Source organism: Streptomyces sp. NPDC034043 (assembly GCF_055575675.1).
Genome location: NZ_JBVISF010000001.1, coordinates 764,890 through 781,553 on the forward strand (window position 1 = coordinate 764,890; position 16,664 = coordinate 781,553).

The window sequence follows — 16,664 nt, forward strand, 5'->3', positions numbered from 1 at the left end:
GCCTGACGGGCCCGCCCCTGACGGGCCCGCGCCTGACGGGCCCGCGCCCGGCCGGGAGCCACCCGGTGAAGCCGGGAAGGCCGCCCGGTTCTCCGCCGGGCCCGCCGCCCCGCCCCGTACCCTCCTCGACGTCTTCGAGGCCTCCGTACGGGCCCACCCCGACGAACCCGCCCTGGACGACGGCGCCTCCCGGCTGACCTACCGGGCCCTGGCCGCGCGGGTCGAACGCCGCCGGCGCGCGCTCGCGGCCGCCGGGGTGGGGCTCGGCGACCGGGTCGGGGTACGCGTCCCCTCCGGGACCAACGAGCTGTACGTGGCCGTCCTCGCCGTCCTCGCCGCGGGCGCCGCCTACGTACCGGTCGACGCCGAGGACCCCGAAGAGCGGGCCCGCCTGGTCTTCGGCGAAGCCGGCGTGCGGGCGGTCCTGGGCGCCGGCCGGCGCATCGACCTCACCGGCCGTCCCTCCCCCTCCGCCACCCCCACGCCCGCCGCCCGGCCCGGACCCGAAGACGACGCGTGGATCATCTTCACCTCCGGCTCCACCGGCCGGCCCAAGGGCGTCGCCGTCACCCACCGCAGCGCCGCCGCCTTCGTGGACGCCGAGGCCGCCCTGTTCCTCGCCGACGAGCCGATCGGCCCCGGCGACCGGGTCATGGCCGGACTGTCCGTCGCCTTCGACGCCTCCTGCGAGGAGATGTGGCTGGCCTGGCGCCACGGCGCCTGCCTCGTCCCCGTGCCCCGCCACCGGGTCCGCAGCGGCGCCGACCTCGGGCCCTGGCTGGTGGAACAGGAGATCACCGTCGTCTCCACCGTGCCGACCCTGGCCGCGCTCTGGGAGCCTTCGGCCCTCGACGAGGTCCGGCTCCTGATCTTCGGCGGGGAGGCCTGCCCGCCCGAACTGGCCGCACGCCTCGTCACCGAAGGCCGCGAGGTCTGGAACACCTACGGCCCCACCGAGGCCACCGTCGTCGCCTGCGCCTGCCCGCTGACCGGCGAGGAGCCGATCAGGATCGGCCTCCCGCTCGCCGGCTGGGAACTGGCCGTGGTCGACGGCTCCGGCGAGCCCGTCCCCATGGGCGGCAGCGGCCAGCTCGTCATCGGCGGCGTCGGCCTCGCCCGCTACCTCGACCCCGCCAAGGACGCCGAGAAGTACGCCCCCCTCGAATCCCTCGGCTGGTCCCGCGCCTACCGCAGCGGCGACCTCGTACGCGCCGAACCGGAGGGCCTGGTCTTCCTCGGCCGCGCCGACGAACAGGTCAAACTCGGCGGCCGCCGCATCGAACTCGGCGAGGTCGACGCCGCCCTCCAGGCCCTCCCCGGGGTCGCCGGCGCGGCCGCCGCCGTACGCACCGCGCGCGGCGGCAACCAGCTGCTCGTCGGCTACCTCGTCACCCAGGACGGCTGGGACCGCGCCGAAGCGGTCGAACGGCTGCGCGCCGAACTGCCCGCCGCCCTCGTGCCGCTGCTCGCGCCCGTCGACGCGCTGCCCACCCGCACCTCCGGCAAGGTCGACCGGGACGCCCTGCCCTGGCCCCTGCCGGACGCGGAGACCACCGCCCCCGCCGAGCGGCTGCACGGCACCGAGGCCTGGCTCGCCGAACAGTGGGGCGAAACCCTGGGCGTGCCCGTGACCGGCGCCGGCGACGACTTCTTCGCCTCCGGCGGCAACAGCCTCGCCGCCGCGCAGCTCACCACCCGGCTGCGCACCCGCTACCCCGCGGTGGCCGTCCTCGACGTCTACCAGAACCCGACGCTGCGGAAACTGGCCCGGCGGCTGGAGCGGTCCGTACGCGACGACGGCGCCGCCCGCACCGTCGCGCCGGTTCCGCTGCGCTCCAGGGCCGCCCAGTGCCTGCTGCTGCTCCCGCTGTTCACCCTCGTCGGCCTGCGCTGGACGGTGGCCCTGCTGGCCCTGGGCAACCTGCTGCACCGGCTCGGACCGTACCCGTGGGCGCCGACCGCCTCCTGGTGGTACGTCACCGCGGGCGCGGCCTTGCTCCTCAGCCCGCCGGGCCGCCTCGCCATCGCCGCCGGCGGCGCCCGCCTGCTGCTGCGCGGGGTCCGGGCCGGCCGCCACCCGCGCGGCGGAAGCGTGCACCTGCGGCTGTGGACGGCCGAGCGGCTCGCCGAGTGCTCCGGCGCCACCTCCCTCACAGGCCCCTGGCTCCAGCGCTACGCCCGGGCGCTCGGCGCCCGCGTCGGCCCCGAGGTTGACCTGCACTCCCTGCCCCCGGTCACCGGCATGCTCCGGCTCGGCCGCGGCTGCGCGGTGGAGGCCGAGGTGGACCTGTGCGGCCACTGGCTGGACGGGGACCGACTGGAGATCGGACCCGTCCGGATCGGCGCGGAGGCCGTCGTCGGCACCCGCAGCACCCTCTTCCCCGGAGCCCGGGTCGGCAAGCGGGCCGAGGTGGCACCGGGTTCCGCCGTGACCGGACGGGTCCCGGCCGGCCAGCGCTGGGGCGGGGCCCCCGCCGTCAGGCTCGGCAGGGCGAAGCACGACTGGCCCGAGGAGCGGCCGCCGCGCCCGCTCCACTGGCGGGCCGTGTACGGGGCGACCGGCTTCTGCCTGACGGCCCTGCCGCTCGTCGCCGCCCTGCCCGCGCTGCTCGTGGCCGCCCGGTTCGTGCCCGCCGGCGCCGGACCCGGCAGGGCCCTGCGCGGAGCGCTGCTCGCGGCGGTGCCCGGGGCGCTCGTCTTCGCGCTGGCGTACGCGCTGCTCCTGCTGGCCGCCGTACGCCTGCTCAGCCTCGGGCTGCGCACCGGCAGCCACCCCGTACACAGCCGCGTCGGCTGGCAGGCCTGGGCGGTCCTCCAGCTGATGGACCTGGCCCGGGCGGCGCTCTTCCCGCTGTACGCCGGCCTGGTGACCCCGGTGTGGCTGAGGCTGCTCGGCATGCGCGTCGGGCGGGGTGCCGAGGTGTCGACCGTGCTCGCGCTGCCGAGCCTGACCACCGTCGGCGACGGCGCGTTCCTCGCCGACGACACCCTCACCGCCCCCTGCGAACGCGGCGGCGGCTGGATCCGGATCGGGCGCTCCGAGATCGGCCGCCGGGCCTTCCTCGGCAACTCCGGGATGACCGCGCCCGGCCGTACCGTGCCCGACGGCGGGCTGGTCGGCGTCCTGTCCGCCACTCCGAAGAAGGCCAAGAAGGGCAGCTCGTACCTGGGGCTGCCGCCGGTCAGACTGCCGAGGTCCGCCGCGGCCGCCGACCGCGGCCGCACCTACGATCCGCCCGCCCGGCTGCTGTGGGCGCGCGGCCTGGTCGAGGCGGCCCGGTTCGTGCCCGTCCTCTGCTCGGCCGCGCTGGCCGTGCTCACCCTGGCCGCGCTGTGCGCGCTGAGCTCGACGGCCGCGCTGGGCGTCCCGGGCGCGGCCCTGCTGTCCGGAGCGGTCCTGTTCGTGGCGGGCGCCGCCGCGTGCGCCGTCAGCGTGGGCGCCAAGTGGCTGCTGGTGGGCCGGCACCGGGCGGGGCAACACCCGCTGTGGAGCGGCTTCGTCTGGCGGGGCGAACTGGCCGACACCTTCGTGGAGGTACTGGCGGTGCCCTGGTTCGCCGGCGCGGTCCCCGGCACCCCGCTGCTGGTCCTGTGGCTGCGCGGGCTCGGGGCGCGGATCGGGCGCGGCGTGTGGTGCGAGAGCCACTGGCTGCCGGAGGCGGACCTGGTGACCCTCGGCGACGCGGTCAGCGTCAACCGGGGCTGCGTGTTGCAGACGCACCTCTTCCACGACCGGATCATGCGGACGGATACTGTGGTCCTCCGCGAGGGCGCCACCCTGGGCCCCGGCGGAATCGTCCTGCCCGGGAGCACGGTCGGGGCACGCACCACCCTGGGTCCCGCCTCCCTCGTGATGGCCGGGGAGTCCGTCCCGGCCGACACCCGCTGGCTGGGCAATCCGATCGAGGCGTGGCGGTCCTGAACGGACCCGGGCACGGCGCAGGGAGCGCGAGCGGCGATGAGTGGCCAGACAGCGGCGGCTGACCCGTACTTCCCGGACAACGGAGACCCCCGGTACCGGGTGCACCGGTACGAACTCGCCCTGGACTACCGGCCCGGCCCCAACCGGCTGGCCGGCACCGCCCGGCTCAGCGCCATCGCCGGGCCGGCCCCGCTGGCCGAGTTCCACCTGAACCTCGCCGCGTTCAGGATCGGCCGGGTCCTGGTGGACGGCCGCGTCCCGCGCCACACCCACCGGGCCGGACGGCTCCGCGTCCGGCCGGCCGCACCGCTGCCGCCCGGCGCCGCGTTCACGGTCGAGGTGCACTGGGCGGGCAACCCCCGGCCGGTCCGCAGCCCCTGGGGCGGCCTCGGCTGGGAGGAACTGACCGACGGGGCGCTGGTGGCCAGCCAGCCCGTCGGCGCACCCTCCTGGTACCCGTGCAACGACCGGCCCGCGGACAAGGCCGCCTACCAGATCTCCCTCACCACCCCGTCCGCCTACACGGTGGCCGCCGTCGGCCGGCTGCTCACCCGGACCACCGGGGCCAGCACCACCACCTGGGTGTACGAACAGGCCGCGCCCACCGCCAGCTACCTCGTCGGCCTGTCCATCGGCACGTACCGGACGGTGCCGCTCGGCGACCCGGACGGCGGCGGGGTTCCGCAGAGCGCCCACGTTCCCGCCCGCGTGCTGCCGCGCTTCTCGCGGGACTTCGCCCGGCAGCCCGCCATGATGCGGCTCTTCGAGGAGCTCTTCGGCCCCTACCCCTTCGGCGAGTACACGGTGGTCGTCGCCGACGAGGAACTGGACGTACCCGTGGAGGCCCAGGGCCTCTCCCTGTTCGGCACGAACCACGTGGACGGCGCCCGCGGCTGGGAACGCCTCGTCGCCCACGAGCTGGCCCACCAGTGGTTCGGCAACAGCGTGGGCGTCGCCGACTGGCGCCACATCTGGCTCAACGAGGGCTTCGCGAAGTACGCCGAATGGCTCTGGTCGGAGCGCTCCGGAGGCCGCCCGGCGCACGAGCACGCCGCGGCCGCGCACCGGATGCTGGCAGGGCGGCCCCAGGACCTGGTACTGGCAGACCCGGGCCGCAAGCTGATGTTCGACGACCGCCTCTACCAGCGGGGCGGCCTCGCCGTGCACGCCGTCCGCGGCGCCCTCGGCGACGGGGCCTTCTTCCGGATGCTCCGCGACTGGACCGCCCGCCACCGGCACGGCGTGGTGACCACCGGCGGATTCACCGCGCACGCGGCCGACTACGCCGCCGGGCCGCTGGACGGCCTGTTCCGGGCCTGGCTGCACGAGCCGGCGTTGCCGCCGCTGCCCCCGGCGCCCGCCGGGGGCCCCGCCGCCTGACCGGGCCCCGGGGAGCCCGGCCGGACGTCACTGCCCGGCGCGGCCGCTCACCAGGGGCCACTCGCGGTGCAGGGCGCCCAGCGGGACACGCCGCTCGACGACCGGCGTACCGAACACGGACAGCTGGAGCTGGAGCTGCCCGCTCAGGCCGAAACCGCCGTACAGCGCCCAGGAGCCGTTCGCCGTGGTCCCGCCGCCGGTGGCCGCGCTCGCGGTGGCCTCGGCCTCGCCGCGCAGGTAGGGGGCGAAGTCGGCGGTGACGCCGACGGCCCCGTACAGGCCCACGGAGGCCTCGGCCCCGAGGGTGCTCCTGACGCGCCCGGCGGTGGTGACGGCCGCCCTCACCGGAGTGCCGCGCACGTCCGAGGCGCTGACCGGGGACCAGCCCTTGCCGGCCGCGTAGCTGCCGCCGACCCGGAAGTCGCCCTTGACGTCCTGCTGGACGTCGAGGGTGACCCGGCCGTCGGCCTCCACCTGCACGTAGCAGGTCAGTTCGAGGTTGACGACGACGGGGACCGGCCCCACCTGGACGACGGGGGCGCTGCGCAGCCTGGCGAACGGGATCCGGCGGGGCTCGCCGGTGCTCGCGGCGGCGCGGCCCTTGAGCGCCCACCGGGAGGACCAGTCGCCGCTCATGCCGAGGAAGGCCGTGCCCGGTCCCTGGCCGCCGCCCTTGCCGCCGTCGTACGCGAACTCCACCCGCGGGGCCAGCTGTACGAAGCCGGACACCGAAGCACCCGCCGAGGCGGAGGCGCCCCCGGCGGTGTCCACGGCGGCGTCCACGTCGAGCCGCAGGGTGCCCAGCGGCAGCCCGGCGCCCTCGGGTCCGTAGCGGACGCCCTGGCCCTTGGCCCAGGAGAAGGTGACCCCCTTCATCAGGGGCTCGACGACCACCGAGGCGGGATCGACGGGGACCTTGCCCTCGGCCTTGTCGTCGCCGAGGGCGGCGGCGAGCGTCGCGGGCGCGGTCTTCACCTCGGTGCCCCGGTCGCTCTTCCCGACGACCTCGGTGACCTTCGCGAGCAGGCCGTCGGGGGCGCCGGGGGCCGGCGCGCTGGCGATGACGTCACCCACCGCGACGGGTTTCGCGGGGGCGGCGGAGGGCCCGGCGGAGCGGCTCGGCACGGCGCCCGCACCGGCTTGCGTGGACGCGGATATGACGGCGCGTCCGCTCGCCTTGTCGTAGGAGGCGACCTTCAGCGGGGCCTTCTCCGGGCCCTGGCCGCCGCGGGTGCGGGCGATGGCCGACGGGGTGGCCGCGCCCTGGGGCGCGGAGTCCACGTCCAGCTGCCGGGTGCCGTCGGCGGAGGGGAGCGCGGCGGGGCTGCCCGGCGCGGCCGCGCCGGTGCCGGCCGGGGAGGAGCAGCCGGCGGTGGTGAGCGCGAGGGCGGTCAGGCCGGGCAGCAGGAGGCGTCTGGTGAGCGTACGCACGTGGTGTGACCTTCATGGGGGGAATTGCCGTTACTGGCGGGTAATGTGAAGGTTGATCATGCCACGCGCGCCCGGCGCGGGTCACATCGGCCGTTTGCCAACTCGTCTGCCGGGCAAGGTGATTGAAGTTTCACTCACGGTGGTGTTCAGCCCCGCCAGATCCTCCGGTACGCCTCGCGGTAGCCGGGCGGGTCCCAGGAGGCGGCGCCCCGGCTGTTGGCGGCGGTGGCGATGTGCACGGGGGCGACGTGGCCGCTGGCGGGCTGCCCGGCGAAGGCGCGGTTGAACTCGTCGACGATCTGCCAGCCCTGCTGCGACAGCGGCTCGGGGACGGTGGCGGCCTGGTACTGCCCGCTGTTGATCCGGTGGAAGGCGGAGGGGTCGCCGTCACCCGCGCCGATGTTCAGGGGAGGACCCGAGCCGGGCCGTCCCGCCGCCCGCAGGGCCGGGGCCGCGTCGGCGAAGTACAGGTCGTTGATGGCCACCGAGTGGGTCCAGTCCTTCCCGAAGCGGGACAGCAGGGAGGAGACCGCCTGCGGGGTGCGGCTGCTCGCGTCCGGGATCGGGATGTTCTCGTACGTCAGGAGCCGCACCCCGGCACAGGTGGCGAGCTCCCGCTTGATGAGGGCCGCCTTGTTCCGGGCGAAGGGGATCGAGTCGTCGGTGAACAGGACGACCCCGGCGTCACCCCCCGACCGGGCGATGATCCAGTCCGCGCTGATCCTCGCCACGTCCTTCACCCGCGTGGTGACGTTCGTGAAGAGCGCCGGGTCCCGGGTGGGCCCGGGGGAGTCCACCGCGTGCCAGCCGACGACCGGGATGCCCGCCGCCTCCGCCCGCGCCAGCTGCCGCGCCTCCGGACGGGGGTCGAAGCCGCCGATGACGATGCCCGAGGGCCTCAGGGTGACCGCCTGGCTGAGCGCCGCCCGGATGCCGGCCGGGGTGCCGTCCCCGTCGATCACCCGGACCGGCCAGCCGATGGCCCTGGCCGCCTCCTGGACGCCCTTCGCGACTCCAGCGACGCCCGGGTTGGTCATGGTCTGCGCCACGTAGACGAGGCTCTTGCCGGCAACCGCCGCCGGACCGGTGGTGGGGCCGGCCCAGGAGGCGTCGGCGGTCTCGGCCCGCCGGACGGCTGCCTCGGCCCGCGCGAGCGCCTCGGGGCAGCCGGTCCCCGACGGCCGGCCGCCGGACGGCGGGCCGCTCCCGCAGCCGGCCAGGAGGACGGCGGCGACCGCGGCCAGGGCCGCGGCGGTGACGGGCGTTCTCGGATTCGGGTGCTTCGGGTGCTTCGGGCGCTTCGGGTGCACGGTGCTCCTGGCGTGGGTGCGCGTACGGGGATCTACGAGGGGCCGTCCCCGCCCGGCGCGGGCGGACGCCGGACGTCCGCCCGGCCGGAGGCGGCCGCCCCGGCGCGCAGCCGGCGGCGGGCCGCGTATCCGGCCAGGCCGACCGCGGCGAGCAGGGTGGCGCCGTTGAACAGCGGAGTGGCCCAGAACTGGGCACCGAGCTGGCCGATCCCGGCGAGCCCGACGGCGAGGACCGCGACGGCCACGACCGTGCCGAGGGCGTTGGCGCGGCCGGGCCTGATCGTGGTGGAGCCGAGCAGGGCGCCGACGAAGGCCGGCAGGAGGTAGTCCAGCCCGACGCTCGGATTGCCGGTCTGCTGCTGGGCGGCGAGGAGGACCCCGGCGAAGCCGGTGACCAGGCCCGAGGCGGCGAAGGCCCAGACGCAGTAGGACCGGGTGGGGATGCCCAGGGCGGCGGCCGCGCGCCGGCTGGAGCCGATGACGTACAGGCAGCGCCCGGCCGGCAGCCGCTCCAGCACCACCCACAGGACGGCCGCCACGGCCAGGACGTAGAAGGCGGGCAGCGGCAGCCCGAGGAACCGGGAGTCGTACAGGGCGGTGAAGGAGGCGGGCAGGCCCCGCGGACCGGGCACGATCCGGGCGCCGTCGGTGATCCAGCCGGTGACCGCGTACATCATGCTGCCGGTGCCGAGCGTGGCGATGAACGAGTCGATCTGCCCGAACTCGACGATCACCCCGGCCAGCGCACCGGCCGCCGCGCCGCCGGCGACCACCACCAGGCAGGCCAGGGGCCAGGGCCACCCCTCGGTGACGACGAGCCGCATCACCATGACGTGGGCGAGGCCCAGGCCGTAGCCGATGGACAGGTCGAACCTGCCGGTGACGATCGGAACCGTCGCCCCGAGCGCGAGGACGGCGGGGATCGCCTGGTTGGACAGGATCGCGGAGACGTTGTCCCGGGTGGGGAAGGTCTGCGGCAGGAGGAGGGAGAACACCAGGAAGAGCAGGGCAGCCAGGACGGGCAGGCCGTAACCGCCGATGTGCCGCCCACCCACGTGCCCCAGCGGGGACCGCGGCGGGGAGGAGCGGGTCACGGTCCCGTCGCGCTTCCGGTGATGGCCGGCATCGCCGACGCCGTCCGGGTCAGTTCCGCCACGGTCAGGTCCGGGCCGAGGAGCTCGGCGCCCACGGCTCCTCGTACGAAGACCAGCGCGCGGTGGCACAGGTCCGCGACCTCCTCGAAGTCGCCGGAGACCAGCAGCACGCCCAGGCCGGCCGCGGCGGCCTCGCCGAGCAGCCGGTGGATCACGGCCTTCGCACCGACGTCCACACTGGCGGTCGGCTCCTCCAGGACCAGCAGCCGCAGCCCGCCCCGCAGCCACCGGCCGACCATGACCTTCTGCTGGTTGCCGCCCGACAGGGTGGCGATCGGCACCTCGCTGTCGCGGGGGACCACGGAGAACCGGTCGATCAGCGCGGCCGCTTCGGCGCGCTCGCGCCGGGGCGCGGTCCAGCGCCACGCGGGCACACCGGCGGCACGGGGGTTCGCCAGGAAGTTCTCCCGCACCGTCAGTTCCGGGGCGCAGCCCTCCTCCTGGCGGTCGCCCGGCACGAAACCGACACCGGCGCCGAGGGCGTCGGCGACCGTACGCGGCCGGTACGGGCGGCCCCCGAGCAGCATCCGCCCCCCGAGGGCCGGCCGGAGGCCGGCCAGCGCGCGGCCCAGCTCCCGGTGCCCGGCACCGGTCAGACCCACCGTGCCGAGGATCTCGCCGGCGCGCAGCTCCAGGCCGACCGGTCCGGCGTGCGCGGTCCGCACGCCGTCGAGGAGCAGCAGGGGAGCGCCGCGGGAGGGGGCGGGGGCGGGAACGGCGGGGCGGCGGACGGCCGGCTCGTGGCCGGCGACGGCGCGCACCAGACGGTCCGGGCCGTAGCCGGCGAGCGGGCCGTGCTCGACCAGGCGGCCGTCGCGCAGGACGGCGAAGGTGTCGGCGACCCGGTACACCTCGTCGAGCCGGTGGGTGACGTAGAGGATGCCGTGGCCCCGGTCGCGGAGGGCGTGCAGTACGCCGAACAGCCGGGCGCAGTCGGCGGCGGGCAGGGTGGCGGTCGGCTCGTCCAGGACGATGACCCCGGCCCGCGCGGCCAGGGCGCGGGCGATGGCGACCAGCGAACGCTCGGCCGGGTCGAGGTCCGCGATCCGGGCGTCGGCGTCGAGGTGCCCGGCGACGATCCCCAGGGCGCGCTCGCACCGCTCCCGGGTCCGCCGCCAGGAGATCAGACCGCCGCGGCGCGGGTAGCCGGTGCCCAGGGCGATGTTCTCGGCGACCGTCATCCAGTGGACCAGGCCCGGGTCCTGGTGGATGAAGGACAGGTGCCGGGCGGCCCCGTGGGAACCGAGCGGCTGACCGGCCACGGTCACCTCGCCCCCGTCGGCGCGGTGGACCCCGGCGAGCACCTTGATGAGGGTGGACTTGCCGGCGCCGTTGGGACCGAGCAGGGCGAGGACGCTGCCGGGGTGCAGGTCGAGGTCGACCGAGTCCAGCGCGAGGGTGCCGCCGAAGCGCTTGCGCAGACCGCGCACGCGGACGAGAGGTTCTCCACCGAAGCGCGGAGGTGGGCTCATTCCTCGACTCTAGAGGATCACCCGTCGGGATCGGCTCACGCCGCGTCCAGGGCGCATTCGGCCCATATGACCTTTCCGTCCGGCGTGTAGCGGGTGCCCCAGGCCTGGGCGAGCTGCGCGACGAGGAACAGGCCCCGGCCGCCCTCGTCGGTGCCGGCCGCCCGGCGCATGCGCGGGGCGGTGCCGCTGGTGTCGTACACCTCGCAGATGAGGGTGCGGTCGTGGATCAGGCGTACCCGGACGGGCCCGCCGCCGCCGTACCGGATGCCGTTCGTGACCAGCTCGCTGAGCAGCAGTTCCGCCGCGAAGGCGGTCTCCTCCAGGCCCCACCGGCTCAGCTGGCCCATGGCGGCGGCGCGGAGGTCGCAGACGCGGGCCGGGTCGGCCGGCAGCTCCCAGCCGGCGATCCGGTCGGCGGGCGTGGCGCGGGTGCCGGCGACCAGGAGCGCGATGTCGTCGGCGGGGTGCTCGGGCGCCAGCGCGTCGAGGACCGCCCGGCAGGTGTCCTCGGGGGAGCGTCCGGGGTGGCCGGTCAGGGTGCGGCGCAGCTCGCCGAGGGCCACGTCGATGTCGCGGTGGCGGTCCCCGAGGAGCCCGTCCGTGTAGAGGACCAGCCGGCTGTCCTCGGGGAGGCGGAGCTCGGCGGACTCGAACGGCAGACCGCCCAGGCCCAGCGGGGGGCCGGCGGGCAGGTCGGGGAAGGTCACGGTGCCGTCGGGCCGTACCAGGGCGGGCGGCGGGTGGCCGGCCCGGGCCATCGTGCACAGCTGCGTGGTCGGGTCGTAGACCGCGTACAGGCAGGTGGCACCGACGATGGCGGTACGGCCCAGGGCCGGATCGTCCCCGCCCTCCTCGCGGTCCAGCCTCACCATGAGGTTGTCCAGGTGGGTCAGCAGCTCGTCGGGGGCCAGTTCCAGCTCGGCGAAGTTCCGGGCGGCGGTGCGCAGCCGGCCCATGGTCGCCGCGGCGTGCAGGCCGTGGCCGACGACGTCGCCGACGAGGAGGGCGACGCGGGTCCCGGACAGGGGGATGACGTCGAACCAGTCGCCGCCCACTCCGGTGTCGGCGGGCAGGTAGCGGTGGGCGACCTCGACGGCGCTCTGTTCGGGCAGCCCGTGGGGGAGCAGGCTCCGCTGGAGGGCCAGGGCGAGGGTGTGCTCACGGGTGTAGCGGCGGGCGTTGTCGATGCACAGGGCGGCGCGGGCGGCGAGTTCCTGGGCCAGGGAGCGGTCGTCGTCGCCGTAGGGGGCGGGGTCGCGGGAGCGGTAGAAGCTTGCGACGCCCAGGACGACGCCGCGGGCGAGCAGGGGGACGGCGATCAGGGAGTGGACGTTGTGGGCGAGGAGCAGCCCGGTGTGCTCCGCGTCCTGGGCGATCCAGCCGAAGGCGGCCCGCAGATCGGGTTCCAGCACCGCCTGTCCGGTGGCCAGGGCGCGCATGTGGGGCGTGGTCGGGCGGAGCTCCACCCGCTCGCCGGCCGGGTAGAAGGGGCAGTCGTCGCGGATGCCGTGGACCACGGTGCGGACCAGCTCGCCGGTCGGGTCGCCGGACTCCTCACCGCGCAGCACCGACTCCGGCAGGTCGACGGTGACGAAGTCCGCCAGCCCCGGGACCGCCGTCTCGGCCAGCTCCCGGGCCGTGCGGCCCACGTCCAGCGTGGTGCCGATCCGGGTACTGGCCTCGGCCAGCAGCTCCAGGCGCCGGCGTGCCGCGACGGCGTACCTTCCCACCTCCGGCTCGCCCACCAGCACCAGCCCCCGGACGGCACGGCCACCCGGGCCGGCGGCCCCGGCGGGGGCGGCGGCCGTCCCGGACGGCGGGCGGGCCGCGTGGGCGGGCGGGGGCGCGTGGTGCTCGTCCTCGTCGGGCAGCAGCGCCTCGACGACGACGCCCTCCACCCCGTCCGCACTCGTCACGGGCCGGCTCACGAGGGTGACCCGCCGCCCGCGGGACAGCGGCACCTCGGCGGCGGCGCGGTGCGCGCCGCACAGCAGCTCGGTGGCCTTCTCCTTGAGGGTCGTGTGGTCGCTCTGCTCCAGCTCGCTCAGGAGCAGCTCCGCCAGGGTGACCGGGTGCCCGTCGAGGGCGTCCCCCCGGGTCAGGGCGAGGGCCCGGGACCGGCTCCCGGCCTCCAGGTACGCCTGGAGCAGGCCGCGCTCGCGCGCCGAACTCTGCTCCATCAGCCGCCGCTCGATGGCCTCGGCGGCCCGGCGCACGACCGCGGCCAGCGCCGGGTCGGCGTCCGTGCAGGGGTAGCCCAGGCACAGGACGCCCTCGATGTGCCCGCTGAGCTGGTCGCGGACGGGCACCGCGGTGCAGGCGCTGGACTGGGAGCGCTCGGCGAAGTGCTCGGCGCCGTTGACCTGGACGAGCCGCCGTTCCGCTAGGGTCAGTCCGATCCCGTTGGTCCCCGCGACCCGCTCGGCGAAGACGAAGCCGGGCTGCGTCTGGATCGGCGGCAGCCGGCCGGGCAGGGACCTGTCTCCGAAGCGGCGTTCGAGGACGGTGCCGCGGCCGTCCGCGAGGCAGATGTTCATCCGGCTGCCCGCGAAGATCGACGCCAGCCGGTCGAGTACGGGTGTGGCGGCGCGGACGAGGGGACCGTCCGCGTCGAAGTCCTGGGTGAACGGCAGTTCGGTCTGGTCCGGCGACAGCCCCAGCACCATGCTGCGCTGCCAGGAACTCAGGATCGGACCGCGCACGCTCCGCACGACCGATTCGGCCGACCCGCCGTGCAGGAACCGGTCACGGGACTGCACGGGGCCGGTGCTTGTGCGGTCGTCCACGACCCCCATGTGCACCACTTCCCTCGCCGCAGTAGTCTCGATGGCCCGATTTGAGTATATTCCTCACTTTTTGCCCGGGTGTGGGGGTGGGGGCGGCCCGCCGGAGGTCCGGTCACAGCACCGCGACCGGATTGACGGGGGATCCCGTGCCGCCCGGCACGTTCAGCGGGGTCACGACGAGCATGAACGTATGGCGGCCCGCCTCGGCGCAGGCGGCGGACAGTGCCTCCAGGTCGAGGTTGTCCAGCAGGGGGACCCCCATCGCCGTGATCGCCAGCGTGTGGACGGGGGAGTGCAGGCCCTCCACCGGTGAGGGCCGTACGTCGCTGTCCCCGTCGGCGCCGAGCAGGGCGACGGCCCGCCGCGCCAGCAGCGGTACGGCGTCCACGTGCCAGCCCGCGCTGCCCGTGGCCGGGTCCCACGGGCCCTTCTCCCGCCGGCGGCGGAAGCGTCCGGAGCGCAGCAGGACCGCGTCGCCGTCGCCGATGGTCACGCCGAGCGCCTCCTCCGCGGCCAGGACGTCCCGCGCCCGCACCGCGTGCCCCGGCTCCAGCCACGGCACCCCGAGGACGGCGGGCAGGTCCAGGAGTACGGCCCGGGTGACCAGCGGGCCCAGGGCCGCCACCGAGCCGAAGCGGACGCCCCCGGCGCCGGTCTCCTCGCGCGCCGTGCGCCCGTCGTAGAGGCGCCCCCGGTAGCCCATGTGCGCCAGCGCGTCGAGATGGCTGACGGCCTTGCCGTGGTAGTCCGCGCCGAGGAAGTCCTTGTACGCGGACGGCTCCGGGGGCTCCACGTCGCCGAGGTCGGTCATGTGGTGCAGGGCCGGCCGCGCGTTGTCCGGGCCGGGGACGGTGTCCCAGGGCCGCCCCAGCGGCACGACCGTGCCGGACCGGACCAGTGCGGCGGCCCGGCGCACGTGGTCGGCGGTCACCGCGTTGAAGGCGCCGCGGCCGGGGTCCTCCCACCGGCCCCAGGTCCGGACGGCGTCGAACAGGGCGTCGAACTCCCGGCGGGAGACGGAGGCTCCGTCCGGGGCAGTCCCGCCGGGGCCCCCGCCCCCGGGACGGGGCGGGGGAGCGGGGGCATCGGCGGCACTGGGGCTCATGGGGCACTCCGGGGTCGTACGTCCGTGGCCCGAGCTCTATCCCCGCCGGGACGCGCCCTCTACCAGGCCCGCATCGGCTCGCCCTCCACGAGCTGGGAGACGAAACCGTCCGGACCCTGCGCGGGCTCCCCCAGGACCGTCACGCGGTGCATGACCCGGTCGACGTCGAGGTGGGCGAAGTCGGTCGGGGCGAAGTGGCAGGTGCTGCGGTTGTCCCAGAAGGCGATGCTGCCCGGCTCCCAGCGGAAGCGGACGGTGTACTCGGCGCTCGTCAGGTGCTGGAACAGCAGATCCAGCAGGTGGCGGCTCTCCAGCTCGGTGAAGCCGGTGATCCGGGTCGTCGAACCGGGGCTGACGAACAGCGCCTTCTCGCCGGTCTCCGGGTGGACGCGCACCACCGGGTGGACGGCCACCTGGGGGTCCTCGCAGTAGATCCGCAGGATCTCCCGGTCCCGCGCGTCGGAGTGGCGCAGGTGGACGGCCGTGAAGAAGGCGTGCTCGGCGGTCAGCCCGTCCACGAGCTCCCGCAGCGGTGCCGACAGGCCCTCGTACGCGGCGACCGTGTTGGTCCACTGGGTGTCGCCGCCGAAGGCCGGGGTCCGCTCGGCCCGCAGGATGGAAAGGCTGGGCGGGTTGACGGCCTGGGTCAGGTCGCTGTGCCAGCCGGCCAGCGGCGAGGACCACTTGCGGCGGTAGTGCTCCTCGAAGTCGGCCCCGTAGCGCTCGGTGTCCGCCTTCGGGTCGACGGTGAGGATCTCCGGGTGCCCCTCGGGGTGCACGCCGTGCTTCTTGCCCGGCCGCCGGGTCAGCGCGCCGAAGCGGCGGCCGAAGGCTATGTGCTGGGCGTGGGTGATGTCCTGGCCGCGGAAGAAGACGACCCGGTGGGTCAGGACGGCCTGCCGGATCTCGGCCACCGTGGCCTCGTCGAGCTCCTGGCCGAGGTCGACCCCGGAGATCTCGGCCCCGATGCGGCCGGCCACCTGCTCGACGGAGATCCTGGTGGGCTGCGCGGTCTGCGTCACGGTTCTGCCTTTCTGGGACTTTCCACGCAAATGGTGCAAGGAACGGCGTGGGTGAACAGCCCCTCGTCCGAGGGGCTCCGACGGTTGACGGGCTCAGGCCGGCCGGGCCACCAGCTGCGTCCACAGGGGCAGCAGCAGCAGCGCGAGGACCGAGCTCTTGATGACGAGGGAGGCCGACATGTCGACCCCCACGTCGTAGCGCTGGGCGAAGATGAAGAGGTTCTGCGGCGCGGGCATCGCCGCGATCAGGACGAGGTAGCTCAGCCACTCGCCCTCCACCCCGAAGACGTAACGGCACATCGCGAAGGTGATCAGCGGCAGCGCCACGCACTTGAAGCCGATGATCCAGATCTCCTCCAGGGTGGTGCCCCGGACACTGATCCCGCTTCCGCCCAGGTGCAGGCCGAGGGCGAACAACGCCACCGGCGAGGCGCTGTCGCCGACGAAGGCGAAGCTGTCCAGCACGACCCCGGGCACGGTGACGGGGAGCAGGTTGAGCAGGATGCCCGCGTTGCAGGCGATCACGACCGGGGTCATCAGCGAGGCGGCGACGGCCGATCCCAGCCGCCGCGCGGGACTCCCGGCCCGGTCCGGCCGGCCCAGCTCCATGATCGAGATGACGATCAGGGACAGCACGCACACCTGGAAGAGCAGCACCGGGAAGATGGGCGCCGCGTTCCCGAACAGCATGATGAACACCGGCACGGCGAAGTAGGCCGTGTTCACCTGGACGGCGGCCATGATGCGCAGCGCCACACCCCGCGGATCGCGTACGCCCACGGTCCAGGCGATGACCCCGATCAGCGCGGCCGCGGCGCACGCCGCGGCCGCGTAACCGCTGATGGCCCGCCAGTCGAACAGGGCCCCCAGATCACTGCGGTAGATGTTCCCGAAGAGGAAGCAGGGCACGGCGAAGAGGAACGCGTAGTCCGCGAAGACCTTGGAACTCTCGGCCGGCACCACCTTCCGCCGTGCCAGGACGACCCCGCATCCGAAGGCCAGCACCACCGGTGCGAGTTTTTCCAGAGCATCTACCGCTCCCATGCACGTGCCCTTGCTCTTGCGGCCCCCAAGGGGCCTGC

Annotated in this window: 10 protein-coding genes; 2 read left to right on the top strand and 8 right to left on the bottom strand. The window is 75.4% G+C overall.

Annotated elements, in window-relative coordinates:
* On the top strand, positions 1-3,922 hold a 3,922-nt coding region (locus ACZ51S_RS03895; RefSeq protein WP_468959521.1), incomplete at its 5' end, for a Pls/PosA family non-ribosomal peptide synthetase.
* 36 nt (positions 3,923-3,958) lie between these two features.
* Positions 3,959-5,302 (top strand): M1 family metallopeptidase, encoded by a 1,344-nt coding sequence (locus tag ACZ51S_RS03900; protein ID WP_468885032.1) that lies wholly within the window; start codon positions 3,959-3,961, stop codon positions 5,300-5,302.
* Between the two features lie 27 nt (positions 5,303-5,329).
* On the opposite strand, the gene ACZ51S_RS03905 is transcribed toward ACZ51S_RS03900, so the two are convergent.
* The 8 genes from ACZ51S_RS03905 to ACZ51S_RS03940 form a co-directional block, all read right to left on the bottom strand.
* The gene (locus ACZ51S_RS03905) at positions 5,330-6,733 is read right to left on the bottom strand and encodes a hypothetical protein (RefSeq protein WP_468959523.1); all 1,404 of its coding nucleotides are present in this window, start codon (positions 6,731-6,733) and stop codon (positions 5,330-5,332) included.
* Between the two features lie 146 nt (positions 6,734-6,879).
* Positions 6,880-7,977, bottom strand: coding sequence for a substrate-binding domain-containing protein (locus ACZ51S_RS03910; RefSeq protein WP_468959686.1), 1,098 nt, complete (start codon positions 7,975-7,977; stop codon positions 6,880-6,882).
* A gap of 98 nt (positions 7,978-8,075) precedes the next feature.
* On the bottom strand, positions 8,076-9,098 hold the full coding sequence (locus ACZ51S_RS03915) for an ABC transporter permease (protein ID WP_468959525.1): 1,023 nt from the start codon (positions 9,096-9,098) through the stop codon (positions 8,076-8,078).
* Positions 9,099-9,133: 35 nt separating this feature from the next.
* Positions 9,134-10,669: a sugar ABC transporter ATP-binding protein gene (locus ACZ51S_RS03920; RefSeq protein ID WP_468959528.1), complete on the bottom strand. Its 1,536-nt coding sequence runs from the start codon at positions 10,667-10,669 to the stop codon at positions 9,134-9,136.
* A gap of 35 nt (positions 10,670-10,704) precedes the next feature.
* Positions 10,705-13,464 carry an ATP-binding SpoIIE family protein phosphatase gene (locus tag ACZ51S_RS03925; protein WP_468959531.1) on the bottom strand — a complete coding sequence of 920 codons (2,760 nt, stop codon included), beginning with the start codon at positions 13,462-13,464 and terminating at the stop codon, positions 10,705-10,707.
* A gap of 103 nt (positions 13,465-13,567) precedes the next feature.
* Positions 13,568-14,560 carry a cyclase family protein gene (locus ACZ51S_RS03930; RefSeq protein WP_468959533.1) on the bottom strand — a complete coding sequence of 331 codons (993 nt, stop codon included), beginning with the start codon at positions 14,558-14,560 and terminating at the stop codon, positions 13,568-13,570.
* 59 nt (positions 14,561-14,619) lie between these two features.
* Positions 14,620-15,582 (bottom strand): TauD/TfdA dioxygenase family protein, encoded by a 963-nt coding sequence (locus ACZ51S_RS03935; protein ID WP_388937838.1) that lies wholly within the window; start codon positions 15,580-15,582, stop codon positions 14,620-14,622.
* A 93-nt stretch (positions 15,583-15,675) separates the two neighbouring features.
* On the bottom strand, positions 15,676-16,626 hold the full coding sequence (locus ACZ51S_RS03940) for an AEC family transporter (protein ID WP_468475640.1): 951 nt from the start codon (positions 16,624-16,626) through the stop codon (positions 15,676-15,678).
* Between the last annotated feature and the right edge of the window lie 38 nt (positions 16,627-16,664).

What these genes read in the sequence shown, in the direction of transcription:
- ACZ51S_RS03900 (WP_468885032.1), top strand. Translation starts at nt 3,959, where the DNA reads ATGAGTGGCCAGACAGCGGCGGCTGACCCGTACTTCCCGGACAACGGA.
- ACZ51S_RS03920 (WP_468959528.1), bottom strand. Translation starts at nt 10,669, where the DNA reads ATGAGCCCACCTCCGCGCTTCGGTGGAGAACCTCTCGTCCGCGTGCGC.
- ACZ51S_RS03925 (WP_468959531.1), bottom strand. Translation starts at nt 13,464, where the DNA reads ATGGGGGTCGTGGACGACCGCACAAGCACCGGCCCCGTGCAGTCCCGT.
- ACZ51S_RS03930 (WP_468959533.1), bottom strand. Translation starts at nt 14,560, where the DNA reads ATGAGCCCCAGTGCCGCCGATGCCCCCGCTCCCCCGCCCCGTCCCGGG.
- ACZ51S_RS03940 (WP_468475640.1), bottom strand. Translation starts at nt 16,626, where the DNA reads ATGGGAGCGGTAGATGCTCTGGAAAAACTCGCACCGGTGGTGCTGGCC.